Origin of the sequence: Flavobacterium nitrogenifigens (genome assembly GCF_003254565.1) — a bacterium.
GTDB lineage: Bacteria > Bacteroidota > Bacteroidia > Flavobacteriales > Flavobacteriaceae > Flavobacterium > Flavobacterium nitrogenifigens.
Genome location: NZ_QJRI01000178.1, coordinates 65,437 through 92,263 on the forward strand (window position 1 = coordinate 65,437; position 26,827 = coordinate 92,263).

At 33.1% G+C, this 26,827-nt stretch carries 16 protein-coding genes; 11 read left to right on the plus strand and 5 right to left on the minus strand.

Annotated elements, in window-relative coordinates; all coding sequences use genetic code 11:
• From DM397_RS16045 to DM397_RS16075, 7 genes are all read left to right on the plus strand, one after another.
• Positions 1-1,302, plus strand: coding sequence for a SprB repeat-containing protein (locus DM397_RS16045; protein WP_111378505.1), 1,302 nt, complete (start codon positions 1-3; stop codon positions 1,300-1,302).
• A gap of 118 nt (positions 1,303-1,420) precedes the next feature.
• Positions 1,421-2,671, plus strand: a complete 1,251-nt coding sequence (locus tag DM397_RS16050) for a hypothetical protein (protein ID WP_142479054.1) — start codon at positions 1,421-1,423, stop codon at positions 2,669-2,671.
• Complete coding sequence (locus DM397_RS16055; protein ID WP_111378507.1) at positions 2,668-3,843, plus strand: SprB repeat-containing protein; 1,176 nt, start codon at positions 2,668-2,670, stop codon at positions 3,841-3,843. The genes DM397_RS16050 and DM397_RS16055 overlap by 4 nt, the downstream gene beginning before the upstream one ends.
• Positions 3,840-10,238, plus strand: coding sequence for a T9SS type A sorting domain-containing protein (locus DM397_RS16060; protein ID WP_111378508.1), 6,399 nt, complete (start codon positions 3,840-3,842; stop codon positions 10,236-10,238). The genes DM397_RS16055 and DM397_RS16060 overlap by 4 nt, the downstream gene beginning before the upstream one ends.
• Before the next feature lie 94 nt (positions 10,239-10,332).
• The gene (locus DM397_RS16065) at positions 10,333-12,780 is read left to right on the plus strand and encodes a TonB-dependent receptor (protein WP_111378509.1); all 2,448 of its coding nucleotides are present in this window, start codon (positions 10,333-10,335) and stop codon (positions 12,778-12,780) included.
• A gap of 40 nt (positions 12,781-12,820) precedes the next feature.
• Entirely contained in the window at positions 12,821-15,895 is a 3,075-nt protein-coding gene (locus DM397_RS16070; RefSeq protein WP_111378510.1) for a fibronectin type III domain-containing protein, read from the plus strand.
• Entirely contained in the window at positions 15,892-16,377 is a 486-nt protein-coding gene (locus DM397_RS16075; protein ID WP_111378511.1) for a hypothetical protein, read from the plus strand. The genes DM397_RS16070 and DM397_RS16075 overlap by 4 nt, the downstream gene beginning before the upstream one ends.
• A 224-nt stretch (positions 16,378-16,601) precedes the next feature.
• On the opposite strand, the gene DM397_RS16080 is transcribed toward DM397_RS16075, so the two are convergent.
• A complete protein-coding gene (locus DM397_RS16080; protein ID WP_167511681.1) occupies positions 16,602-17,507 on the minus strand; it encodes a LamG-like jellyroll fold domain-containing protein in 906 nt (301 codons plus the stop codon).
• 354 nt (positions 17,508-17,861) lie between these two features.
• Between DM397_RS16080 and DM397_RS16085 the strand changes: the two genes are divergently transcribed.
• A complete protein-coding gene (locus tag DM397_RS16085) occupies positions 17,862-18,881 on the plus strand; it encodes a DUF481 domain-containing protein (RefSeq protein ID WP_111378512.1) in 1,020 nt (339 codons plus the stop codon).
• 108 nt (positions 18,882-18,989) lie between these two features.
• On the opposite strand, the gene DM397_RS16090 is transcribed toward DM397_RS16085, so the two are convergent.
• From DM397_RS16090 to DM397_RS16100, 3 genes are all read right to left on the minus strand, one after another.
• The gene (locus DM397_RS16090) at positions 18,990-19,862 is read right to left on the minus strand and encodes a LamG-like jellyroll fold domain-containing protein (RefSeq protein WP_111378513.1); all 873 of its coding nucleotides are present in this window, start codon (positions 19,860-19,862) and stop codon (positions 18,990-18,992) included.
• Between the two features lie 346 nt (positions 19,863-20,208).
• Entirely contained in the window at positions 20,209-21,249 is a 1,041-nt protein-coding gene (locus DM397_RS16095; RefSeq protein ID WP_111378514.1) for a PLP-dependent cysteine synthase family protein, read from the minus strand.
• Positions 21,250-21,320: 71 nt separating this feature from the next.
• Positions 21,321-23,381 carry a S9 family peptidase gene (locus DM397_RS16100; RefSeq protein ID WP_111378515.1) on the minus strand — a complete coding sequence of 687 codons (2,061 nt, stop codon included), beginning with the start codon at positions 23,379-23,381 and terminating at the stop codon, positions 21,321-21,323.
• A 144-nt stretch (positions 23,382-23,525) separates the two neighbouring features.
• Here DM397_RS16100 and DM397_RS16105 point away from each other — a divergent pair, with 144 nt between their 5' ends.
• Complete coding sequence (locus DM397_RS16105; protein ID WP_008462685.1) at positions 23,526-23,846, plus strand: YbaB/EbfC family nucleoid-associated protein; 321 nt, start codon at positions 23,526-23,528, stop codon at positions 23,844-23,846.
• A 130-nt stretch (positions 23,847-23,976) separates the two neighbouring features.
• On the opposite strand, the gene DM397_RS16110 is transcribed toward DM397_RS16105, so the two are convergent.
• Complete coding sequence (locus DM397_RS16110) at positions 23,977-24,996, minus strand: threonine aldolase family protein (protein WP_111378516.1); 1,020 nt, start codon at positions 24,994-24,996, stop codon at positions 23,977-23,979.
• 151 nt (positions 24,997-25,147) lie between these two features.
• Here DM397_RS16110 and prfB point away from each other — a divergent pair.
• Positions 25,148-26,246 (plus strand): peptide chain release factor 2 gene (prfB, locus tag DM397_RS16115; RefSeq protein ID WP_111378517.1). Its coding sequence is split into 2 segments (ribosomal slippage): positions 25,148-25,210 and positions 25,212-26,246, totalling 1,098 coding nucleotides; the frame shifts between segments, so codons are not numbered across the junction.
• Between the two features lie 98 nt (positions 26,247-26,344).
• Positions 26,345-26,791: a peptide-methionine (R)-S-oxide reductase MsrB gene (gene msrB, locus DM397_RS16120; RefSeq protein WP_111378518.1), complete on the plus strand. Its 447-nt coding sequence runs from the start codon at positions 26,345-26,347 to the stop codon at positions 26,789-26,791.
• Positions 26,792-26,827: the final 36 nt, after the last annotated feature.

Sequence of the window (26,827 nt, forward strand, 5' to 3'; positions counted from 1 at the left end):
ATGAAAAAGTTACTCATTTTACTGCTTTTTGCATATTCATTTAAGGGATTTGGACAAACCTACTTTTTCTATCTTTCATATTCTGTACCCACACAAAAGTACTGTTGGGATGGTCAATATGGATGGCAGATTTTTGGGAATGGTAAAGTTTATAAAGAACAGATCAAAAGTAAAACACATTTTGTTGAATATACAGAATATGACGAGTATTTTAGTGTCCCAAACTTTCAAACTTTTGGATTAACCATAAAATCAACATGCTTATCTAAGACTGGTGTTTCTAGCTGTAGCGGGGATCAATCGAAAACAATTTCTGCAGCTACATTTATAAAAAATGGAACTGCAACTTTGTTTAGTTGTGAAGACGAAAGATTTGCTATTGATGGTTTTAAACCTAATGTCACGATAAGTAATTCAAGTACCACTCCAAGCGAATTATGCGCTGGAGAACAGCTTAGTTTAGCTGCTTATCCTCCTGGTTTTCCTGCCGAGGCTTATCATTGGCAATATAGTTTAGATAATGCTGTTACTTGGATTGATGTTCCTCTTAATCTAAACGGAAAACAAGTTAATGAAAAAGAAATTCTTGACATAAGTATGCAAGAATTGATTGGAGCAAACCATACAGACTACATAAATAAGCAGGTACTGTTTAGGTTAGGCTATAGCCAAAATCGTCCTTTTACTGATCCCCTAACAATAAACTATAAGCCATGTGCTCCAGTTTTAGAATATTTCGTTTATGTTGGGCCAAAATGTTATGATGATAATATTCAAAGCTTAGATGTTTACTTTGATAGACAACTACGAACTGGTGAACAGATACAAATAATTTATGCAAAAAATGCAAACCCAGCTATTGGAGGTATTTTTCTTCAAAATAAGGTACCTATTACAAAATTTGTATATGATGATAAGGAGCAGAAGTTTAAATACTCTTTTACAGAATTAGGAAAATTAGAAAACAAAAATTTCTTCAATATAGAATATCAAGCAAGTGAAAATGGAATCCCAAAAGGTTATTTAGTTAGTACACAAGATCCATTTCAATATGTAAATCCTCAAAAACTGTCTTTCACTATCAGTGATCAGAAAGATCCAACTTGCGTTGGAGGAAATGATGGCTTTATTGAAATCACAATTACTAGTGGCACTCCTCCTTTTTATTTTTATAAAAATGAACAAAAAGTTACTCCAGAATATAGTAATGGGAAATATTATATTAGAAATTTAAACAAAAACAATTATAATATTCTAGTTACTGATAAAAGTGGCTGTATAGATAAAGATGCAAATGACTAAAAAGATGAAAAAAAAAATTTCTGCTTGTATTTTTTCTTTTTTTTGGACTAATACAATTTTCAAATGCACAGGAGAAAAATACAAATTCATGTATCGATTTATCAGTTAACGAATAAGTATGAAGAAATTTTACTTTACATTTTTTATTATTTTATTTATAAACTGCAAAGTTTGTTCGCAAACGTATATTATGTATACAAATGCTGGAGATGCTGGCGGTTATACCTTTAATTATTATATAAAAGATCAATATTATTACAGATACTGGATAAAAAAAACTGATGGAAATTTACTTTATCCAATAAAAGTAGTCAATCAATATTTAATATTTGATCAAAAACCCACTCAATTCTATTTTGATGCTTACAGACCTGAATCTTACAGTTGTAGTGGTCCATGCGGTGAAGATTGGACTTCTGGATTAGAAGCTACCAATTTTAATGCCAATTGCTATAAAGCGTCAGGCATTTCAGGTGGTCGGTCAGGTGCAGAAATCATCCCTGAATTTAGCATAATAAGCAATCAAGTACTAACACAGCCTAGTACGGATAATAGTTTCTGTGACAAAGTAAACCTTCAAGCTACGGGCTGTACGGGCACGCAGCGTTTTGTATGGGAATATCGAATTGAAGGTGGTAATTTTCAATCAACAAATATTAGTACAGGCTTTAATCAAACATTCCAATTTAATAGGTCTACTTATGTTTCTTCAACTTATGTAGGAAACATTGACTTTCGTGTTCTTATTGATTCTGACACTAGTGTTAATGGAGAAGAAGTTTACTCAAATATTGTATCATATTATGTGAATCCATGCCCTCCTGTTTTAAACTCAGTTTCTTCAAACAATCTAACATCTTGTGTATATAAATCTGATGGCGAAGTAACATTAAACTTTGACAGAGAACTTCTAGATAACGAACAATATGAAATGGCTCTGACACATGCTGACGGTTCTGGTCTGGCTAATAAAACTATAACTAAATCTATGATGACAGCCAGTCCAAAAAGCTACACATGGAAAGGGCTAGGAATACAGTCTTATATTTTAAATTATCAAACAAGATTAACTACAGCAAATGGCACAAGTTTAAGTCAGGCAATGAGTAAAACTTTTAAGGTGGATCCACCAACTCAGTTTAGCTATCAAATAATAACAACTCAACCAGTATGCAACAATCAACCTGGCATAATAAAAATAATTGCTTCCAATGGAACTAGCCCTTATTTCTATTCAATTGACTCAACAGCCGAAGTTGAATTTTTATCTACTTCAGAAGATATTGCTTTACCTGCAGGAGATCATTATATAACAGTTAGAGATTCTAAAAGTTGCATCGATATAACCGCAAACGATCAAAAAATATGAAGAAACTTTACTTACTATTTTTTATGATTTTATGTTCGCTTAGCAATATAAATGCTCAGACGGAGTATGGGATATTATTTGTATCAGATATTAATCCTCGTGAAGAGTTGGAACAAACTGTTGGTTCACACCAGATCAATTTCAGTAATCAAATGTTAGATTTTTATCCTAATGATATGTATACTCCGATTTTAAGGCAAGACTTCTTTTATGTATCTCCTATTGATAATAAAATCAATTTTTATTTCGCTAGTGAACATCGAGGATGTTATATAACTCAAAATCCAGTATATGATGTTTTAAGTCCTAATAATAGTAATAATGGAAGTGAAGTATATTTTTTAGGTTGTTTTGCTTCAACAATTCCTTATTTAATTCATTTATTCCCATCCGGAAAAACAAGTTACTGCGCAGAAGAGACAATCGAATTAAATAATGGATGGAATTGGCAGTATAAATTTGACAGTGAAAATTGGCAAGATTTTCCAGCTTCATATCAAGAACAAAGAAGTGCTTATTTCAAACTAAGCGACTTGCCGGGCTATAATAACAAATCAGTAGTACATTTCCGAACTGGTTATCATTCTCAATATACAAATACGGTAACATATAATATAATACCATGCTCTCCAAAAATAACATCTGTTTCAGAGGAAAACTATACTTCTTGTGTTTATAGTAACGACGGAACAGTAAATGTAGTTTTCTCAAGAGAATTAATGCAAAATGAGAGTTTCAGATTTAGTTTCTTTTATAAAAATGGTGCACAAATTCCCGATCCACAGATTTTAGTCGATCCTCAAAATGCAAAAAAATATACTTTTTCGGGTTTGGCACAAGGAGAATATTACTTCAAATATCAAACTTTTATTGGAACTCAGGAAAGCAGTGTAAACGAACCTCCCAATCCTTCATTTAAAATATTGCCCCCTTTAAGTGAATTTAAATTTGAAATTGCAGAAACACAGCCTGCATGTAATGGCGAAAAGGGGAAAATACAAATAAAAGCTACTGGTGGTCAAAGTCCATATACTTATAAAATAGATTCTGGTCCTGAAATAGAATTTGAATCTATAACAAATGAAATTACTGTTCCCCAAGGGACTTATTATATTAAAGTTACTGACAAAAAAACTTGCATAGATATAACTGCAAATGATCAAAAAATATGAAAAAAAATATACTCTTTTTTTTATTGTTAACATCATTTTTAACTTATTCTCAAACTCAAACAGGAATTAAGAGAGTTGTTATTGATAATCCTGCTGCTATTGTTATCAATGGTACAGCAAATGCTGCTTCTGGAAAGGGACTCGCAAACGGCTCTATAGCCTTATTACCTATTACTGGAGGAACGACAAACGGAGCGGGTACCTATACATATAGCTGGTCTAAAGATGATGATGTTAGCTTTTCGGCTACTACACGTGACATTTCAGGATTAAAAGCTGGAACCTACACAGTGACAGTGACAGAAAACAAGGTATGTTCTGCAGTAAAAGAATTTAAAGTTGGAGAACCTCTATATGAACTAAAAGTAAGTACTAGCGAAGCGGTTATCAATGGATGTTTTGGAGGAACAAGTACCTTAACAGCAATCGCCACTGGTGGTACTTTAGAAGAGGAAGGAGTCTATACGTACACTTGGAGCATAACCTATCTTGATGGTACAAATGAAACCAAATACGGTAATGTTGTGACAGGTGCAGCAGGTCAATATAACTTAGATGTAACTGATAATGCAACTCCCCAAAACCATGCTTACAATAATGTGACTGTCACTCATAATACACAAATAATTGTTAAGCATAAAGAAACGGATGCAAAATGTTTTGGAGGTGATGATGGTAAAATTACATTTGACATTTCAGGAGGAAAACCTTTATCAAATGGAGGATATACGATTATTATATCAACCGATACAGCTCAACAAAATTTAATTTCGGATGCAACTAAACTAAAAGAAGGAGACTATTATTTTACAGTTACTGATGATTCAGGATGTAAATTTTCAACTAAACCAACCTATTTTTATATTGGAGAACCTCAAACAAAAGTTTCTATTAATCCAACTATTGTGCAAACCCAGCCTTCTACTCCAACAACATTTGATGGGAAAATAAAAGTTTCTGGAATGGGCGGTACTCCAGGATACACTTATACATGGTACAAAGGAAATACCCTAATTGATCCAGATTCTGACCAGAACGGTGAAGCAGTTGGCCTTGATAATGGAACTTATCATGTTATTATAACAGATACAAATGGATGCGATTTTACTAGCGATAATTTGGTACTTAATGCTTTAGCTGTAACAATTGATGATCATACAGATATTATGTGCGTTGGAGATTCTTCTGGTAGTATTACAGCAAGAGCTTATGGAGGCTCAGGATCTGGATATACTTATAAATGGTATAAAATGAATGGTACTGTTGAAGTTCCTCAAGGAATAACAACAGCCGTAATTACTAATATATCTTCCGGAACTTACAGAGTAAGAGTTAACGAAGGACAAACTCCTTCAACATATATCGATTATACTCTTACACAGCCAGCTAAATCTCTGGATGTCACTTATACTAAGGCTGATCCAGATTGTTTTGGAGGAAATAATGGTAATATTACATTGGACGTTTCTGGCGGAACAATAGGAAGTGGTTACACTTATTTATGGAGTAATGGAAGTACGGCGAAAAATCAAACTACTTTAACTGCTGGAACTTATTCGGTAACTGTAAAAGATGCTAACAATTGTCCTTTTACAATAAATGGAATTGTTATCGGTCAGCCTACTGCTATTAATATTCCGACACCTTCAATAACAAATGTTGCTATATATGGACAAAGTACTGGGGCTATTACTCTTAATACTATAACTGGAGGAACTCCAAATAATGGAAATTATACATATAATTGGACATACGACAAAGACAATGCATTTTTAAGAACTACAAAAGATATTTCTGGACTCAAAGCTGGTAAATATACTTTGGCAGTAACAGATAGTAAATCATGTATTGCTACACAAACGTACACGATTGCAGAAAATCCAGAATTAATCGTTTCTTTAAATGAAACTAAATCTATTTTGTGCAATGGAAACACTAATGGAGAAATAACAGCTACTGTTAACGGGGGAGTTGCCAACTACATCTACAAATGGTATAAAAATGGATCTTTAGTTGCTGGAAACACTAATGTTCTTCCGAACTTAGGCTTTGGAAAATATAAAGTAATTGTAAGTGACAATGTAGGTGCGACAAAAGAAAGTACTGAACTTGACCTTGTACAGCCTAATGAATTAGCCGCTACGCTAACTTCAAGCACACCTGTTTTATGTTACGGCAACGATACTGGAGCAATTAATATTACGACTACAGGAGGAACTCTACCTTATTCATTTGCATGGAAAAAAGATAATATAGCTTATGCAACAACAGAAGACTTGACAGGGCTTACAGCAGCAATTTATAGTTTAGTGATTACAGATAAAAACGGATGTACAGCGGTATTAAACAACATTACAATAACCCAGCCTACAGCCCCACTGACTATAAACGACATCGAAGTGAAAGACTTAACTGGTTTTGAAACCAAAAATGGTGTTATTGAAGTTAATATTGCGGGCGGTACAGCAAATTACACTTATGCTTGGAGGGTAAAAGGAACAACTCCAGTTATTGGAACTTCAAAATTATTAGATCAGCTAACAATTGGAACGTATGTACTTACTGTTACAGATCAAAATAATTGTTCCATTACTAAAGAATATACATTAGTTCAACCACCTAGATTAGATATTACTGCTATCACAATGACTCCAAATACAGAAGTAAAATGTTTTGGAGACACAACTGCAGAATTAACCGCAACAGTAACTGGTGGTGTACCTGCTTATATATATAAATGGTATAATGCTTTAGCTCCAACTATAATATTATCAGCAACAAACAAAGTTTCTAATTTAGGAGCTGGAAAATACATTGTTTCAGTAACAGACCAAAACAGTAACGTATTATATGGAACAAACGAATATACTATTACACAACCAAATCCATTAGCAATTGCTAATACAAAAACAGAGGTTTCTTGTAAAAATGGAAACGATGGTACGATCAATTTAACTATAACTGGAGGTTCTTCTGATTATAATATTGTATGGAATTATAATTCTGCCGTTAATAACGGGAAAACTAATATTAATAATCTTCCTGCTGGAACTTATACTGTGACAGTATCAGACAAAAATGCTGTAAACTGTTATATCAGTAAAACATTTGAAATTACGGAACCTGCAAATGCATTAGCTATTGCAAATCAAAATATTACAAACGCTTCAGGTTTTGGCTTAAGCAACGGAAAAATTTCTATTCAAATCTCTGGTGGAACTCCAAATTATTCTTATAAATGGTTTAAAAACAACATAGAAATTGTTGGTCAAACAACAGCTGTTTTAGACAATCAATCAGCGGGATCATATAAACTCGTCGTTACAGATAGTAAAAATTGTACTTTAGAAAAACCATTTACAATAACAGAACCATTAGAACTTAAAGTTACTATTTCTATAGCCAAAACTATTGACTGTTTCAATGCAACAGGTATTTTAAAAGCTAAAGCAGTTACAGGAACTGGTGTTCCAGATGCGCAGGGATTCTATACTTACAAATGGTACAGAGAGAATGGCACTTTAATCAATACAACTTTAATTGCCGAAGCAACGACAGGAAATATTCCTGCCGGTAAATATTACGTAACTGTTATCGACTCAAATAACAATCAGACTACTTCTAGTCTATTCGAAATCACACAGCCAACTCAAATCATTGTAACTGCAGCAAATAAACAAGATGTAACTTGTTATGATGGATACGATGGAGTTGTAGAAATTAACGTAACTGGAGGAACGCCTGATATCGTTTCAGGATCTCCCCTATATACTTACTTATGGAGCAATGGTAGCACAGATAAAAACCAATATACTTTAAGAAAGGGCACTTATTCTGTTTCGGTTTATGATGGAAATTTATGTATCGGAACACTAAACAATATTATCATCAATCAGCCTCAAGATTTCGGATTTGATTTGGACAAAATTGTACCAACAATTCCAACTGCTGGAAATAATGATGGTAAACTTCATATCGAAATTGTCGGTGGAGTTGCTCCTTACAGATATGTATGTAAAGATAGCAACGGAACAATTATAAAAGACGTTCCGAATTCGAATTTAAAACAAATTGATTTTACAAATCTTGCTTCAAGCATTTTTACTGTATCAGCAACCGATGCAACTGGATGTACAAAATCAACAGAGTTTGATTTTAACAACAATGTATTAGAAATCAGCGTTAGTCAATCGGCAGAAATTACTTGTAATAATGGTAAAAATGGATCTCTAACTGCGGTTGTAAAGGGAGGTTTTGGAATTAGAACTATTTCTTGGTATAAAAATGGAGTTAAAATTCCAAACGAATCAAATGCGCTACTAAGCAATCTTGAAATCGGAACTTATTATGCTGTTGTAAAAGATTTCAATAAAGTAGAAGTGACAAGTAAATCAATTATAATTACGCAGCCAGATCCGATCGTGGTTTCTTATACACAAAAAAATGCAAACTGTTTAGGATTCAATGACGGTAATATAACGTTAACAGCTTCTGGCGGAAGCAATAGTTTTCAATACCGTTATAAATCGCAAGATTCAGGTTATGAGAATTGGATAGCTTTTAATAATCTTACAGCTGTAATTCCAAATTTAAAAGCTAATATTTACGATATACAAGTACAAGACAGCAAAGGCTGTAATTATACTTCAATTGTAAATATTGAAATTACAGAGCCAAAACAGCTTTTAATAACTCAAAATACAATTACGCCAACAACAGGTTTTGGGCTTTCTAATGGAAGTATCAATATTGTGGTTCAAGGCGGAACCCAAGCTTACAACTATAAATGGTTTACAAATTCAAATATTCAGGTTAACGGAAATACTGCAACTGTCGTAAGTCTTCCTGCTGGTAAATATTATGCCATTGTAACTGATGCCCAAGGATGTACAATTACTTCTGAATTATACGAAATTACACAACCTGATTTATTAGTTACTACTATTACTTCTGTTAATCCAGTTTTATGCAATGGAGATAAAAATGCTAGCATTAAAGCAAATGTAACTGGAGGTATTGCCGGATATACATACGAATGGCATTCTGTTCCTGATACAGGCGTTCTTGGAACAAATGTTACCTTAGGAAATCTTGGAATAGGAACTTACTATATTGAGGTAACCGATACAAAAAACAACGTTTCAAAAAGCGATTCGTTTGTAATTAGCGAACCTCAAAAATTGAATAATACACTTTCTGCAGATTACACACTTTGCGGAGATGGAAACGATTGGACTATTACTCCTGCTACTACTGGCGGAACAAAACCTTATAGCTATTTATGGAATACTGGCGCAACTACAGAAATTCTAAAAAATGCTACACCAGGAGCGTATTCCGTAACAGTTACAGACTTTAATGGATGTACTATAACAAAATCTATTTCGTTTGTAGCTCCACCTCATCTTGATGCCTCAGAAACAATTAAAATGCCAACATGTTACCTTGGTTCTGATGCAAAAATTGTTGTAACTCCAATTGCAGGAACAGCTCCTTATACATATTTATGGAACACTGGTGAGAAAACAAATACATTAAGCAATGCTCCAGCAGGCGTTTATTCTATTGAGATAACAGATTCTAGAGGTTGTAAAATTTTAAGAAATTATACTGTCGTAGATCCTCCAAAAGATGTTATTTATTTAGGAGAAGATGTTACACTTTGCTACAAACAAAGCCTTACAATTAATGGTACAATCGATGATGATAAGGCAACTTATGCATGGACATCTGACAAAGGATTCAAGAGTACAAATCCTATTATCACAGTTTCAGAACCTGCCAATTATACTTTAGTAGTAACAAACAAATTAGGTTGTCAGGCAACAGATACCATTAATATTTCGAGTCAGGAATCTGATATCAGTGCGGAGTTTATGATGTCATCTCAAGTATTCGTAAATGAAAAATTCATTATTGTAGATATCAGCAATCCAAAGGCGGACAAAATTGAATGGAAATTACCTTCAGAAGCAATTGTTACAACAAATAATGGCGATTATGCTGAAATGAGTTTTCCTAAAGCTGGCGAATATGATATTACAATCAATACAGAGAAAGGCCGATGCACAGCTTATCAGACAAAAACTATTATAGTAACTGAAGGTGAATATGTAGATCCGGACGATACCGATTTACAGAAGAAATTTGATATAAAGCTTTATCCAAATCCTTCGAACGGAATTTTTACTGTTGATGCAACATTAGATAACGTGATGTCAGCCAGCGTTAAAGTTTATAATCTAAATAATAATGTCGTAATCGATTCAAAAAGCGGAACTGGAAAAGATACATATTCGTTCAACTTTAGTTTAAATGGACTTTCATCGGGGATTTATTTTGTATTGTTTGAATCACAGCAAGGAACAAAACTGAGAAAACTAATTATACAATAAGTCAAAAGCGTAAAATCAAAAGTCAATTTTTAAATAAAACAGTTTGAAATATTAGGTTAGTCCTTCCCTATTTCATTGCCCTGAATTTATCATAATGAATTTAAAAAGAATATTATTTTTCAGCATACTATTGTGTAATACGATCGGATTTGCGCAGAATTTCAATGTTGAAGAATTAGGAAAAGCCAAATTAGTAAACGTTTCTGGAGGAGCTTCAGCCAATGGAGTTTTCTATTCTGGAAACGCCGCCAGAGAACCTTTTACCTATTTCTTAAACGGAAATATCAATGTGAATGTCGCAGGTTTATACAATATTCCGTTTTCATTTTCATACACCAATCAGAAGTTTGGATACAACAAACCAACTCTTATGAACCGCCTTAGCATTCATCCGTCTTATAAATGGATAACTGGCCATATTGGAGACGTGAGCATGACTTTTTCGCCATACACTTTAGCTGGGCATCAGTTTACAGGTTTGGGTGTTGATTTAACTCCGCAAGGAAAATTCAAAATCAGCGCAATGTATGGACGTTTGGTTAGAAGCAGCGAATATGATGCTATAAACACTGAACTTGTTCCTACATATAAAAGAATGGGATACGGTTTTAAAACGCAATATGCGCTAGAAAAAATAAATCTTGGACTTACCTTTTTTAAGGCAAGAGACGAGATAAATTCATTAGATATTCCTATTCCATTTGAGTTGGGAGTTTCGCCAAAAGAAAACGCTGCAATCAGTTTTGAAACCTCTTTTAAATTATTTAAAAAATTACAGATTTTAACTGAATTTGCAAACAGTGCAATAACAGAAGATACAAGAGCTGAAGGAAATACTAAAGCAAAAAATGTCGCTTCATTATTTGTAAATTCTAACCCAACTACAACAAGCTATAAAGCAATGAAAGGGCAATTGGTTTATCCTGCCGGAAAAGGAACTTTAGGTTTAGGCTACGAACGAGTTGATCCAAATTACAGAACATTGGGCGGATATTATTTTAATAATGATTTGGAGAACATTACAGTAAATGCTTCTCAAACTTTATATAAAGATAAATTAAGTCTAAACCTGAATTTAGGTTTACAGAAAGACAATTTAGACAAGCAGAAACAAAGCCAGATGAAAAGATTGGTTTCTTCAATCAGTGCAGATTTCAGAGCTAATCAAAAATTAAATTTTAATATTAATTACTCTAACTTTCAATCATATACCAATAGCCGCAATCAGTTTGATTACATTAATCAAACCAATCAATATGAATATTTAGATACTTTAAACTTCAGACAAGTCAATCAGAATGCAGCACTTACTGTCAATTATCTTTTGAAAAATGATAAAAAGCAAAAACAAGCTTTTAATGCTACTTTCAGTATGCAGGATGCCGTAAATCAACAGGAAGGAAAAACAATTGCAGGCGGCTCAAGCACTTATTATAACACCGGACTGTCATACATTATTGGCTATCCACAAAGAGATTTAAATCTTACAGCTTCTTTCAATAGCACCATTGGAAAACTGGACACTAGTGATAATCTAATTTTAGGACCTACAATTGGAGCTACAAAATTGTTTTACGACAAAAAATTAAACACTTCATTTTCTACAAGTTACAACACAAGTTTTAACAATGGCGATAAAGTAAATGACATATTTAATATCCGTTTGAATGGTTCTTACATCTACATGCAGAAACATAATTTCGGGGTAAACTGCATTACGCTTTTTAGCAGTTCACAAACCGTTCGCAATAATGATTTAACTGCTACTTTATCTTACACTTACTCTTTTGACAAAATAAAACTCCGTCCAAAACGAGTGGAAGAAAAACCTGCAGTCACGGCAAATGAAACTCTAGATAATATTTTAAAAATTTCTTCTCAAGATGTTGTTTTAGAAGGAACGAAAAGTGAAATTATCACCAAACTGGAACAGCTTCAAAACGATCTAAAACCACTACCTGATGAACAATTAGAAAAGCTGAATAAGGAATTGAATACAGCAAGAATGGCTTTAGAAGATAAAGAATTCAAAGAAAAAGTATTGGATTATCTGGATGTTTACAATTCAAGTAAAGAAACTATTACGCAATATAATTCTGTTCTTTCAGACGTCATTCAGAAGTTAAATCGTGAAATAACCGCAAAAGATCAAAATATAGAACAAGTTTATACCACAGCAATTGGACGTGTTAATACGGACAAAATGCATGGCATAAATAGTGAAGATGCAAAAGACAAAGTGGCTTACAATAAATATTTAAAATTGGTAGAAAGAAGCAATACAGCAGAAAAGCAACTAGTTAATCACAGATGGATGATGAGAGAATTTGCGATGCTTTCAAAACTACCTCAAAACGAATTGCAAAATAACGAATCAATTGCAGCTTTCAGCAAAATGGAAATAAATACGTTTTTTGATTTAAATAATAATAAAAAACCGACAGAAGAAATCAGTAAGCAATTAGAAGAAAAAATGATTCCGTTTTACCATCAGCTTGCAGTAGAAAGAGCTGTAAATGATTCAATCGAATTAAACCATTAAGAAAAGATTTTTAAAGTATAATAGTTATAAAAACACCCAAATGCTAAAAAAACTACAATTTCAACTATTCTTAACCCTTGGGTTTTGGCTTTCGGCAATAGTTTCTGGTATAGCACAGACTTATCCAGTAACAATTAGCACTCAAATAACGCAGCCATCGCCAATCTATTTAAGCAATTATGCCGATGCGACTACTATAAACAGTCCCATTAAAGTACAGATTGCTTTAAACGATTTAACTATTTCGAATCGTCAGATTCGACTGAAATGTTATTTCCAAGGACAGTCTATTTCGTTAATGACCAACGATTTTGTTGTCGGAGCACGTAATCTTTTCTTAGAAGGAGGAGTTCCGTTGCAGTTGACCAATGTAGATTTAGCACCATACTTTGAATATCAGAATCTTGTCGGAATCAATCCGAATCAATATGCGCAAGCTCTTCCAGAAGGTATTTATAATTTTTCTGTTGAGGTATATGACTTTGCAACCAACAAAAAGCTTTCTAAGAAAACGAGTGTAACCACCATTATTTTCCAAAACGATCCGCCGTTTCTAAATCTTCCGCTGAATAATGCTTCTATTATGCAGCAGAACATTCAGAACATTATTTTCAGCTGGACACCGCGTCAGATCAATGTTAGCAATGTTGAATATGAGTTTTCTTTAGTAGAAATTTGGGATAAATATACTCCAGTTCAAAATGCATTTTTATACTCTCCTCCTCTTTATACAACAACTACACGTTCTACAACATTACAATATGGAGTTTCAGAACCGCAGTTGCTTCCTGGAAAAAAATACGCTTGGAGAGTAAAAGCAAAGGCGCTTTTGGGGGCAGAAGAAATTGGTGTTTTTAAAAATAATGGATATAGCGAAATTTTCGCTTTTGATTACGAAATGTATTGTACCGCACCGCTAGCAATTACTACAACTGATATCAGCCAAGATCAAGCAAAGATAACTTGGAGCGGAGATATTGATAATTTTGATTATCAGGTAAATTATCGTGAGAAAAACGCAAATTCGGATTGGTACAAAATAGTTACGCCAAGAGAATTTGCAACGATCAGTAATTTAAAACCAAATGCTACTTACGAATATACAGTAGGTGCTTCTTGTGAAGTTGGAAAATATACTCATAGTACAGTTCACGAATTTTCCACAATGGCAAAAGATGAAATTGCTTTTGTAGGATGTGGCATTAAGCCAGACCCTGCAGATTTAGCCAATAAAAATCCGCTTCCTGAACTTTTTGCAAATGACGTTGTAAAAGCTGGAGATTTCCCAATAGTCGTTTTACATTCAACTGGAAGCAACGGTAAATTCAGCGGAGATGGTTATGTAACTTTACCTTTCTTAGAAAAATTCCGTACACTTATCGACGCGGCAAATGCTGCAGGCGGACCAGATATTGGCAAATATTCTCGTATTAGAATCACTTTCGATAACATCGGAATCAATACAGACTTTAAATTAATCTCTGGGGAGATTATTGCTAGTTATGATCCTGATGGGTGGAATTCGCTATTGGATGGAGACAAATTAGTTGATGATATTAAAAATTTCCTAAATAATTACAAAGGTACAGATGAGGATGTAGCTAAGGCTAAAGAATTACATAAAATACAAGAGGAACAAATTTCTCTGCTTTTAGCAGATGAAAGCCTATCGCAAGAAGATAAAAATAAAATTATAGAAGCTCAAAATAATGCAAAAGATTCTTGGAATGGTCTAGAAAATCGTATTCCATGTGCAAAAAGTGCAAATACAAGTGACAAAAATGAAAAAGGCGGTCCTAGAGAATATTATATTGAAGAAGACACTTTTGATTGTTATACAGCTCCTGTAGAAAAAGAATCAAAAGAAATTGAAGAAGCATCTGGAAAAACAACTTGTTCACTACCATCACCTGCAAGAGGGTGTCCAGCAACAGGGGGTATTGAAAACCCAATGAATGATGGTGATTGGGAAGCGGTAATTAGAATTTTAAAAGAATTAAAAAATGCTATTCAAAACAAAAAACCATATACCTTTACAAAAATAATGACCAATCTCGAAGCTCAAATAAGCATTGGTAAAAATTGTTTTGATCCAATTCTAATTGATTATTCATCAATGACAGATAAAACTAGTACCGTCAAAGAGGTAACTTTTACAAATGAAATTACAAAGTCTAATTTCGGCGGAGATTATTGGACATTAATTTTCAATAAAACTTTATGGATAAAAATCAAGCAAGAAATAAAAGATGGAAAAGATATCTCAAAAGTAAAAATAGATGTACTTGAAAAATGGCTTAAATGTGACAGCGAATCTAAAGAAGAAGACACTGAAGATAAACCAGCAACAATTAATATTACTGCAGATATACTTAGTAAAGTGTTTTCTGATGTTGATAAAGAGAGATTAGAAGAAATAGCCAAAGCAATAAATAAATATAGTGATAAATTTGAGCTTACAACTCCATTAAGAATGAATCATTTTTTGGCTCAAATTGGAGCAGAAACTATGGGGTTAAAGAAATTAAGCGAGGATGTTTGTTATAAAACCAAAAAGAGAATTAAAGAAATATTTGGTAAGACCTTTTACTGCGATTTATTTGAAGGCTATGACTCAGACTTAAGCAAATGTTTAAGAGGACATCCCTCGCCTTGTGTACCAGTATTAGACAAAATCACGAAAGATTTAGTAGTAAAAGACAAATACTTATGCTCTCCATTATTAATGGATTATACATATTCATGTAGAATGGGTAATGGAAATCCATTATCAAAAGATGGTTCTACATTTATGGCAAAAGGCTTTATTCATTTAACTGGAAAATCTAATTACGAAGCCGTTAGTAATGCATGGAATGAAGATAAAGAAAATAAAAATAACAAAAAGTATTTTCACAAACAAAAAGAAGATGGGGGACATATTAATGAATTAGAAAATAACATTGACGTTGCGATGAAAGCTAGTATGTATTTTTGGCAAATAAATAACATTAACAAAAGCGCTGACAATGATGACGTAGATAAAGTATCAAGCATTGTCAATGGCATTGATCCAGCCAATGGAATAGCACAAAGAAAAGATAATCTTACAAATTTTAAAACTATATTGAAATGAGAAAAATATCGCTATTAATAACATTAATGCTCTTTTTTACTTTATATACATATTCTCAAAACAATGTGAAAGACTTCAATGGAATATGGGTTTCTTCGGAAGATTCTAATAACTATCAAATAATGAGTAATGGTCTATCTTTAAACTTCTATTTTACGGAAGACGATATCATTGTTAAGCCAAAACATTACGGTTTTTCTATTGAGATTTCACCTATAAAAGCTGAATTATTAGGAACAAATTTTGTAAAATCTTTAAGCGTAGAAATAACTTCTGATAAAAAATTTCTAGGAATAGGTGATGGTAATACAAACTTTGTCTATGATTTTGAAATGACACCAACACATTTAATACTTTTCGGAAATAAAGATTTACATTTTGACAAAATCGAAAAACTACCTCTGTATATAGAACAGCGTTTACGCATAGAATGTAAAAAGAAAAAAATTGATGTAGATTATTTCTTAGGAAAGGAAAACTAATATTAATTCCATGAAACAATAAGAATTAACGAATTAAATAAAAAGCAGGAAATATCTTCTTTTAATTAATTTTACAAAAATCGTGAGAAGAAATTGATAAAAGTTGATGAAAAAGAAAATCTACTAGTAGTACTATTCATAGTAATCAGCGTACTAAGCTAAAAACAAAAAAAGCCTTCCGAAATTCAAAAGGCTTTTTTTATATATAAAACAATATAAGAACTCTACTTTTTAGCATTCGTATTAATAACCTTAATCAAATAAGTACCTTCTGGCAAATCAATAATATTAGAAGCATTAGCACTCATTATTTGTCTTCCTTGTGAAAAAACTTCAATCCTTTTACCAGTTTTATTTGTCTCAATAGTATTGTCCGCAGATGCTGAAGTTTTTGCAGGTACTGCAGCAGTTTTTTTCGAAGTATTTAAAGTTGACGAATTCGAAACAGCTGCTTCAGCTACAGTAACATCATTTACTTTCGAACTATTATATGCTTCCCTAACCTGCTCGTCTGTCATAGCAACAGTATATAGTCTTAAATCGTCAATATCTGTATTAATACTCGTTGATGTATTTAATTTACCAAGATTTAAAATATAACCTTTTGCCGAACGCTTAATTCCTTCTACAGATTTTAGCAATTCGCCATTACGATATATTTTTGAGACATTGCCATCGTAAGTAATGCTATACATGTACCACGTTTCTTTTACTAACGGAACAGAAACTATGACATTGTTGGTATCTCCCCAGCCTACTAGACTTAAATCTGCACTTCCTCCAGTTACGGGCTGTTGAACTAAACCAAAATACTGCCCGTTTACTGCTGCTCCATAACCTAAAATATAATTAGGAATATTTATGGCATTAAATTTTACCCAAACCGATATTGTTTTGGGCTTGTTATCTTGAGGAAGCTCTCCTATTACTGCCTGATAAGCTTTATTTGTAAGCCGTAAAGCACTTTTAGGGCTTCCCATTCTGTCATTTACAAAAACTGGCGTACCTAAAAAAGAAATAGTATTATCGGCGCTGTTTAAATTTCCATTGAAGTTAAATTCCTGTACCGGATTTTGCGCATTGGCAGTTAAAAAATTTACAAACAATAAAGTGAGTAATATTTTTTTCATAGTTATAGCTTTTATCAGAATCGTTTCGGTTTGAGGCAAATAGCAATTTATTGTAAAATTTGCATTTAAAAGATTTTACAATTTTAAAATTTCATTTATTATTTTTAAAAAATTTGTTAAAACTATAATTAAAATTCAGCATATCCAAACAATTCCTACATGCAAATACACAATTCTCACAAAAATACTTTATTGTTCAAATAACATTCTATCTAAAAATATTTCAATTAAACTCCCTCATACTTGCAAAATTTGACTGCATTGCAACAGGATTTTTTTTGATTTTGTCTAAAATTGTGTTTTTATTTCTAACTTTAACATTATAAGCTGTAAATCAAAGAAATAAGCCTTAGCATGAAGAAAACCTTACTCTTATTTTTTCTTTTATTTTTCTTAAAGATCAATGCACAGATTTCTGATACTCTTGTACTAAAAAATAATGATATTATTATTGGTGAAATAAAGACAATGAATAAAGGTGTTCTGCAAATAGAAACCGACTATAGCAAAGAGGATTTTAAATTAGAATGGAAACATGTTAAAAATATTAGTTCAGATCGAATTTATATTATAAATCTTTCGAATGGAGATTTACTAAACGGAAAAATCATCAAAATTGAAACTCCTGGAAAATGCGAAATCACCAATATTGAAACACAAACCAAAAGCATTATTGATCTCGCTGATATTGTACGAATTAAACCTGTTGACGAGAGCTTTTGGGGAAGACTTGATGCTAGTTTCGATGCAGGAATCAAATTAACTAAAGCACAAAGCTTACAGCAACTAACTATAAATGTGAATTTAGGCTATACAGCGAAAAAATGGTACGGAACTGCAACGTACAAACAAATTCAATCAATTCAAGACGATAGCGAACCCATACGTAGAATTGACACCGATTTAAGCTATATTCATTTACTTCCAAAAGATTATTTTATTCCATTATCAGTTGTTACTTTAAAAAATACAGAGCAAGATATCGATCTTCGTATTGTATCAAAGGCAGGTTATGGAAAATATCTAATACATAACAACAAAAAATATTGGGGAGTTGCTTCTGGATTATCTTTTAACCACGAACGTTTTACAGGAGTAACAGAAGCAAATAAAAGTTTGGAGTTATTTCTGGGCAGTGATCTAAATTTATATGATATTGGAGATTTTAGTATTCAGTCTAAAGTGACTGCTTATCCTAGCTTAACAGAAAGCAAAAGAATTCGTACCGATTTTTCTGTAGATACAAAATATGATTTGCCATTAGATTTTTTCATCAAATTATCATTTATCTACAATTATGACAATAAACCTAAAGAAGGAGCATCAAAAGATGATTATGTATTTCAGACTACTTTTGGATGGAAATTAGACTAAAAAAAGCTTCCTGAACTCAGAAAGCTTTCCTTACTATTCCAAAAAGTCAATTGCTTACGCAATAAAAAAAAAAACTAACTAACATTTAAAAACAAACTAAAAAACCATTTATTTCGAAGTAATTTTTTTTAACGGAGTACTGGTAATTTTTAATAAATAAGTCCCTTCAGGAAGATCTGCTATGTTTGTTGCATTGCTTCCCATTATTTTTTGCCCTTGCGAATAAACCTCAACACTTTTTACTGTTCCATTAACTTCATTTGGAGCAACAATAGTTTCATTTGCAGTTTTTACTTTTACAGATGCCGTAGTTAACAAATCAGAAGTCATTTCGCTATCATATAATGCTCTCACCTGATCTGTCGTTAAAGCTATATTGTAAATCTTTAAATCGTCAATATCAGCATTAATCCCCACCATTGTGTTGATTTCTCCCAACCTAAAAATATTTCCATTTGTAGATCTAGTCATCCCATCCAGATATTTCAATAATTTACCGTCACGATATATCTTAGAATTAGCCCCTTCGTATGTTATAGTATAATTATACCAAATATTCTTTTCTAAGGGTGTAGACACTATGACATCATTAGAAGCGCCCCAAGCAGCTAAACTTAAGTCAGAGTCAGAAGAAGTTGTCCCTTGCTGTAATAAACCGCAATATTGAGCATTTAGAGGGTTTCCGTAGCCCCAGATATAGTTTGCATTCGAAATATCGTTGAATTTAACCCAAATACTAATTGTTCTTGAACTTTTTCCTTGAGGCAGATTATCTATCACAGCTTCTAAAGCTTTATTATTTAATCGCTGAGCTCCTTTTAAAACTCCTGCTCTGTCAGTTACAAAATTATTGGTTCCAATGAATGAAATCGTATTTGCTGTATTGTTTAAAGTACCATTAAAATTAAATTCCTGAATTGGTGTTTGTGCTTTCACATTCAAAAAACTTACAAACAATACTGTTAGTAGTAATTTTTTCATAATAGTAGATTTTAGGGATTAAACAACCTTCGTTGCCTTAATACCTCAAAACTAGACTATTACATTTTTTTAAAGAAAAATTTCCGACAAATTACCTAAAAACTCGTTAAAACAACATTTTTATGCATTTTGAGGATAAAAAATATTAAATAAAATTTAAAGTTTCAACCAAAACATTAAACTTAAATCATCAAAAACAACAATTTCTTACGTATAAATACGGTATATCAAAAGAAATAGCACACTTTAACAATCACAAGAAAAACATCCATAACTCAAAAAAGTTTATCCAAAAAAAACTCCATTCGAACACGAATGGAGTTTCTATATTTTGAGAAGCACTTTATTACTTCACGAATTCAATTTTTTGAGCTTCTTCTTCGTTGACACTGTCAAAGAAACCTTGCTCGTTCATCCAGTCATCGCTGAATACTTTACTCATATAACGAGAACCATGATCTGGGAAAATAGCAATAATATTACTGTCTTTTGTAAATTCTCCTTCTTCAGCATATTGCTTAATAGCTTGCATTACTGCTCCCGAAGTATACCCAACAAATAAACCTTCTTTTCTAGTAACCTCTCTAGCAGAGTGAGCGCTTTCTTCGTCGGTTACTTTCATGAATTTATCAATAATATCAAAATCGGTAGCCGATGGAATTAAGTTTTTACCAAGACCTTCTATACGGTAAGGGTAAATTTCTTTGCTGTCAAATTCTCTTGTTTCGTGGTATTTTTTCAATACAGACCCAAAAGCATCAACTCCTAAGATTCTAATATTTGGATTTTTTTCTTTTAAGAATTTTGCAGTTCCAGAGATCGTTCCTCCTGTTCCGCTGCAAGCAACTAAGTGCGTGATTTGTCCTTTTGTTTGTTCCCAAATCTCTGGACCTGTAGTGTTGTAGTGGGCATCAATATTAAGTTGGTTGAAATATTGATTAATATAGACAGAACCTTTTGTCTCTTCGTGCAAACGTTTTGCTACATTATAATAAGATCTTTCATCATCTGCAGAAACGTGAGCCGGACAGACATACACTTTGGCGCCTAAACTTCTCAACATGTCAATTTTGTCTTTAGATGATTTTGAACTTACAGCCAAAATACAATTGTAACCTTTAATAATGCTTACCATTGCTAAACTAAATCCTGTATTACCAGAGGTTGTTTCGATAATGGTATCTCCCGGAGATAGAATTCCTTTTCTTTCGGCTTCTTCAATAATATATAATGCTATTCTATCTTTTGAGGAATGACCTGGGTTGAAAGCTTCTACCTTTGCGTAGAAATTTCCTTCTAACTCTTCGGTAATTTTATTTAGCTTAATAAGGGGGGTATTTCCTATTAACTCTAAAACATTATTATAAGCAGTTATTTCTTCTTTCATAAAAAAATAGTTAATCAAAGGCCTTTTTAAATTAACCTTGATAGGTTGCAAATTTAACAAAAAATTTCTAATTAGCTTTTAATTTTTTCTAAATCTAATAAAAAACTAAATTCCTTTGCTAAGTCTTTTAAAGCCTCAAAACGTCCCGAAGCCCCACCATGACCTGCATCCATGTTGGTATCTAAAAACAAAAGTTTATTATTTGTTTTTAAATCTCTCAATTTCGCAACCCATTTAGCTGGCTCCCAGTATTGTACCTGCGAATCGTGCAGACCTGTAGATACATACATATTAGGATATTCTTGTGCTTTTACATTGTCGTAAGGTGAATACGACAACATATAATCGTAATATTTTTTGTTGTTTGGGTTCCCCCATTCATCATACTCTCCAGTTGTAAGCGGAATACTGTCGTCTAGCATCGTAGTAATTACGTCTACAAAGGGCACCTGAGCGATAACACCATTATACAATTCGGGAGCTTCATTTACAATTACTCCCATCAAAAGTCCGCCAGCAGATCCTCCTTCTGCATACAGATGTTCTGGAGAAGTGTACTTTTGGTCTATTACAAATTTAGAGCAATCGATGAAATCTGTAAAGGTATTTTTCTTTTTTAACAGTTTTCCGTCCTCATACCATTGTCTTCCCAAGTCCTCACCTCCTCTAATATGTGCGATCGCATAAACAAATCCGCGGTCTAAGAGCGATAACCTTGTTGAAGAAAAATACGTATCCATTGTAATTCCGTAAGAACCGTATGCATAAAGCAACAACGGATTTTTACCGTTTTTCTCTATTCCTTTTCTATAAACCATCGAAATTGGCACTTTTACTCCATCTCTCGCCGTTGCCCAAACTCTCTCTTCTGTATAATTCTCTTTATCAAACTTTCCTCCTAAAACCTGCTGCTCTTTTAAAATTTCTTTGGTTTTAGTCTTCATATTAAAGTCGATTACAGAAGACGGAGTTGCCAATGACTGATAGCTGTAACGTAAAATATCAGTATCAAAATCAACATTGGTTGTCGTGTAAGCATTATAGGTTTCACTACCAAAAGGAAGATAATAATCAGGCTCTCCATTCCAAGGCATGATTCTGATGTGATTCAATCCATTAGAGCGTTCTTCAACAACCAAATAGTTTTTAAATATCTCAATATCTTCCAACAAAACATCTTCTCTGTGCGGAATAAGATCAACCCAGTTTCTCTTTCCTGTTTTGGCTTCAGGCGTTTTCATTAACTTAAAATTCGTCGCCTTGTCTTTATTAGTTAAAATATAAAACGAATCTTCGTAATGAGAAATACTATATTCCAATCCGCGAACGCGTGGCTGAAAAACAGTAAATTCTCCTTCTGGATTACTTGAATTCAAGATTCTATATTCCGTTGTCAAAGTGCTTCCAGAACCAATAACAATGTATTTCCTTGATTTTTCTTTGCTAATAGACACATTAAAAGTATCATCTACTTCATCATAAACCAAAACATCATCTTCTGAATTGGTATTTAATTTATGTCTAAAAACTTTATCAGCTCTTAAGGTTACCTGATCTTGTCGAACATAAAAAATAGTATTATTATCATTTGCCCAAACAGAAGCTCCTGTAACATTTTCTATTTTATCTGCTAAAATCTCTCCTGTTTCTAAGTTTTTAATTTGAATAGTGTAGATTCTTCTCCCTACAATATCTACTCCGAAACTGGCAAATTTATTGTCTGGACTAATGCTTAAACCTCCTAATTTGAAATAAGCATGTCCTTTTGCCATTTCGTTACAGTCAAAAAGAATTTCTTCTTCCGCAGAAAGACTTCCTTTTTTTCTGGCAAAAATTGGATAATCCTGACCTGTTTCGAAACGTGTTATATAAAAATATCCATTGTAGAAATAAGGAACCGAAGAATCATCTTCTTTAATTCTTCCTTTCATTTCCTCAAAAAGATTGTCTTGTAAAGTCTTTGTATGAGAAGTCATGCTTTCGTAATAAGCATTCTCCTGATTTAGGTAATCGATAACCTCAGAATCTTCTCTGTCGTTAAGCCAGAAATAGTTGTCAATCCTAGTTTCTTTATGTTTTTTTAATGTCTTTGGTATTATTTTAGCCTTTGGGGCCGATATATCATTTTGCATTTAGTAAGCATTAATTTTTAAATATGAAGACGCAAAAATAGCACAAACCCAACAGAACAGAATTAATTTTTTCTTAAATTATTCTATTGAATTAACACAGCAATATAGTAATTTTGTCTGAAATAATTTAAAAAATCAACAAAAATGGATTTAATGGGAATGATGGGTAAACTTAAAGAAACCCAACAAAAAATTGAAGATACAAAAAAGCGTTTAGATACTGTTTTGATTGATGAACAAAGCGCTGACGGATTATTAAAAGTTACAATTACTGCTAGCAGAAAAATAAAGTCGCTTTCTATTGATGATTCTCTTTTAGAAGACAAAGAGCAATTAGAAGATTACTTAATCGTAACGTTAAATAAAGCAATAGAAAAAGCTACAAGTGTAAACGAAAGAGAATTAGATGCCGTTGCAAGAATGGATATGCCTTCTATTCCTGGAATGGATAATTTGTTTAAATAATAGGGACAAAGGTTCTGAGTTGCAAAGGTTCAGAGGTTTCTTTCTTTGGCATAAAAAAAGAGGATGTTTTTACATCCTCTTTTTTTATAACCTCTGTCCCTCTGAACCTTTGCGACTTTGAACCTTTCTGCTAAAACTTCGAAAGCGTTTCCAACACATAAGTATGCATTACTTCTTTGTAATCTAAATGCGTTACAATTCTGAGCTTATTATGTCCTAAAGAACTTATAAGTATATTTTTCTGTTTTAATTTTTCAATTAATAATTGATCGCTGTAACCTTCTGCAAGCGAAAAAATCAAAATATTCGTTTCTACAGGTTCAATAGACAAAATCCAAGGTTTTGTGCTTAAGATTTTTGCAATTTCTTTTGCTCTGCGATGGTCTTCCGCTAATCTTTCGATATTATGAGCTAAAGCGTACAATCCTGCCGCAGCTAAATAACCAACTTGACGCATTCCACCACCTAATATCTTCCTGATTCTCAACGCTCTGTGAATATCAGCTTTACTTCCAAGCAGTACAGAACCAATTGGAGCGCCTAAACCTTTAGACAAACAAACCGAAATTGTATCGAAAATAGCCCCAAATTCTCTAGGATTCTGCCTTTTAGCTACTAACGCATTCCATATTCTAGCGCCATCCAAATGAAACTTCAAATTATGAGCGTCACATACTTTTTTTATTTCTCTTAAATCTTCCAATTCGTAACACGCACCACCGCCTTTATTGGTTGTATTTTCCACACAAACCAAACTTGTTAGCGGACTATGATAAAACTCTGGATCGTTTATTGCAGCTTTTACTTGTGCGGCAGTTATCATTCCACGGTTTCCGTCTACTAAACAGCAAGAAACACCGCTGTTAAAAGAAACTCCTCCTCCTTCATAATGATAAACATGGGCATATTTATCAGCAATTAACTGCTCTCCTGGCTGCGTATGCAGTTTTATTGCAGTCTGGTTTGCCATAGTTCCAGACGGAAAGAAAAGACCAGCTTCCATACCAAAAAACTCTGCTGTTCTGTTTTCCAATTCAATCACCGTTGGGTCCTGTTTGTATACATCATCGCCAACGTGGGCATTAAACATATACTGCAGCATTTCATAAGTAGGCTTTGTTATGGTATCGCTGATTAAATTTATTTCCATATTCTAAAAACTATATCTTATTTTTGTATGCAAAATTACGTATTACTTATAGTTATTCTCAGCAAGTTTTGGTAAAATTTAACTCGCTGGTTTCTCTAGACCAAATTAACGTAATAATTCTAAAAAACATATAAAACCTAGTAATTAATTTATGACAACAGCCGAACAAGTAAAAGGTATTGTGGAGCGCCTTGGTGCGTTGAGGAGGTATCTTTGACGTTGATGCCAAGCTAATCGAAATCGCAAACGAAGAAGAAAAAACTTTCGCTCCTGATTTTTGGAACAATCCAAAAGAAGCAGAAAACATTGTAAAGAATCTTCGAAACAAGAAAAAATGGATTGAAGATTATGATAAAGCAGTAGCGCTTACAGAAGAATTACAGCTTGCTTATGATTTTTACAAAGAAGGAGAACTTTCTGTAGAAGAATTGGATGAACAATATGAAGCTGCACAAGCACATATCGAAAATATCGAATTCAAAAACATGCTTTCTGATGAAGGTGACAGTTTAAGTGCAGTAGTACAAATCACTGCTGGTGCTGGTGGAACGGAAAGCTGTGACTGGGCAGGGATGCTGATGCGTATGTACATGATGTGGGGAGAAAGTTATGGTTACAAAATTAAAGAACTTAACTTTCAAGAAGGTGACGTTGCCGGAATTAAAACCGTAACTTTAGAATTTGAAGGAGATTATTCTTTCGGATATCTAAAAGGAGAAAATGGAGTTCACCGTTTAGTTCGAATTTCGCCTTTTGACAGTAATGCAAAACGTCATACTTCATTCGTATCGGTTTACGTTTATCCGTTAGTTGATGATAGCATCGAAATCGACATTAATCCTGCCGATATTGAAATTACAACTTCTCGTTCGAGTGGTGCTGGTGGACAGAACGTAAACAAGGTTGAAACTAAAGTTCAGTTAGTTCACAAACCAACTGGAATCCAGATTCAGTGTTCTGAAACGAGATCACAACAGGATAACAGACAGCGTGCTATGCAAATGCTTCGTTCTCAATTGTATGAAATTGAGTTGAAGAAACAACAAGCACAGCGTGCTGATATTGAAGCTGGAAAAATGAAAATTGAATGGGGTTCGCAAATTCGTAATTACGTAATGCAGCCTTATAAATTAGTAAAAGACGTTCGTACCGGCTACGAAACAAGTGATGTTGACGGTGTAATGAACGGAAATATCGATCCATTCTTGAAAGCCTATCTCATGATGATGGGACAGAAAGAAGAGGAATAAAGTTTTCAGTCGCAGTCACAGTTTTCAGTTTAAATTAGCTAAAACTGTGACTGAAAACTGTGACTGAAAACTGTGACTGAAAACTTAAATAAATAGTTATGATAAAATGGGCAGACGTAATTCATTTTACAAATAAAGGAAATCCAACTCCAGACAAAAAAGTGGAGAAAACAGAGGACGAATGGAAACAGATTCTAACTCCAGAAGAATTTCAAGTTACGCGTTTAAAAGGAACGGAAAGATCTTTTAGCTCGGAATTGTGCAGTTTATTTGATCCTGGAATTTATGAATGCAAATGCTGCGGAACAGTTCTTTTTGATGCAAGCGAAAAATTTGAATCAGGAACTGGCTGGCCTTCTTTTACACAACCAATTAAAGAAAATGCAATTGGCTACCATGCCGACAAATCGTACGGAATGATTCGTGTTGAGGTTGTCTGCAATGTTTGCGATGCACATTTAGGCCACGTTTTTCCTGACGGTCCGCCGCCAAGTGGCTTGCGTTATTGCATTAACGCAGTTTCATTATCAAAAATTAAAGAATAATTTATAAAAAGCGTTTCATTAAAAATGAATCGCTTT

Coding starts and splice junctions, on each gene's coding strand:
- DM397_RS16045 (WP_111378505.1), top strand. CDS start 1: ATGAAAAAGTTACTCATTTTACTGCTTTTTGCATATTCATTTAAGGGA.
- DM397_RS16105 (WP_008462685.1), top strand. CDS start 23,526: ATGGATTTAATGGGAATGATGGGTAAACTTAAAGAAACCCAACAAAAA.
- msrB (WP_111378518.1), top strand. CDS start 26,345: ATGATAAAATGGGCAGACGTAATTCATTTTACAAATAAAGGAAATCCA.
- DM397_RS16095 (WP_111378514.1), bottom strand. CDS start 21,249: ATGAAAGAAGAAATAACTGCTTATAATAATGTTTTAGAGTTAATAGGA.
- DM397_RS16065 (WP_111378509.1), top strand. CDS start 10,333: ATGAATTTAAAAAGAATATTATTTTTCAGCATACTATTGTGTAATACG.
- DM397_RS16060 (WP_111378508.1), top strand. CDS start 3,840: ATGAAAAAAAATATACTCTTTTTTTTATTGTTAACATCATTTTTAACT.
- DM397_RS16085 (WP_111378512.1), top strand. CDS start 17,862: ATGAAGAAAACCTTACTCTTATTTTTTCTTTTATTTTTCTTAAAGATC.
- DM397_RS16055 (WP_111378507.1), top strand. CDS start 2,668: ATGAAGAAACTTTACTTACTATTTTTTATGATTTTATGTTCGCTTAGC.
- DM397_RS16075 (WP_111378511.1), top strand. CDS start 15,892: ATGAGAAAAATATCGCTATTAATAACATTAATGCTCTTTTTTACTTTA.
- DM397_RS16080 (WP_167511681.1), bottom strand. CDS start 17,507: ATGAAAAAAATATTACTCACTTTATTGTTTGTAAATTTTTTAACTGCC.
- DM397_RS16050 (WP_142479054.1), top strand. CDS start 1,421: ATGAAGAAATTTTACTTTACATTTTTTATTATTTTATTTATAAACTGC.
- DM397_RS16090 (WP_111378513.1), bottom strand. CDS start 19,862: ATGAAAAAATTACTACTAACAGTATTGTTTGTAAGTTTTTTGAATGTG.
- DM397_RS16070 (WP_111378510.1), top strand. CDS start 12,821: ATGCTAAAAAAACTACAATTTCAACTATTCTTAACCCTTGGGTTTTGG.
- DM397_RS16100 (WP_111378515.1), bottom strand. CDS start 23,381: ATGCAAAATGATATATCGGCCCCAAAGGCTAAAATAATACCAAAGACA.
- DM397_RS16110 (WP_111378516.1), bottom strand. CDS start 24,996: ATGGAAATAAATTTAATCAGCGATACCATAACAAAGCCTACTTATGAA.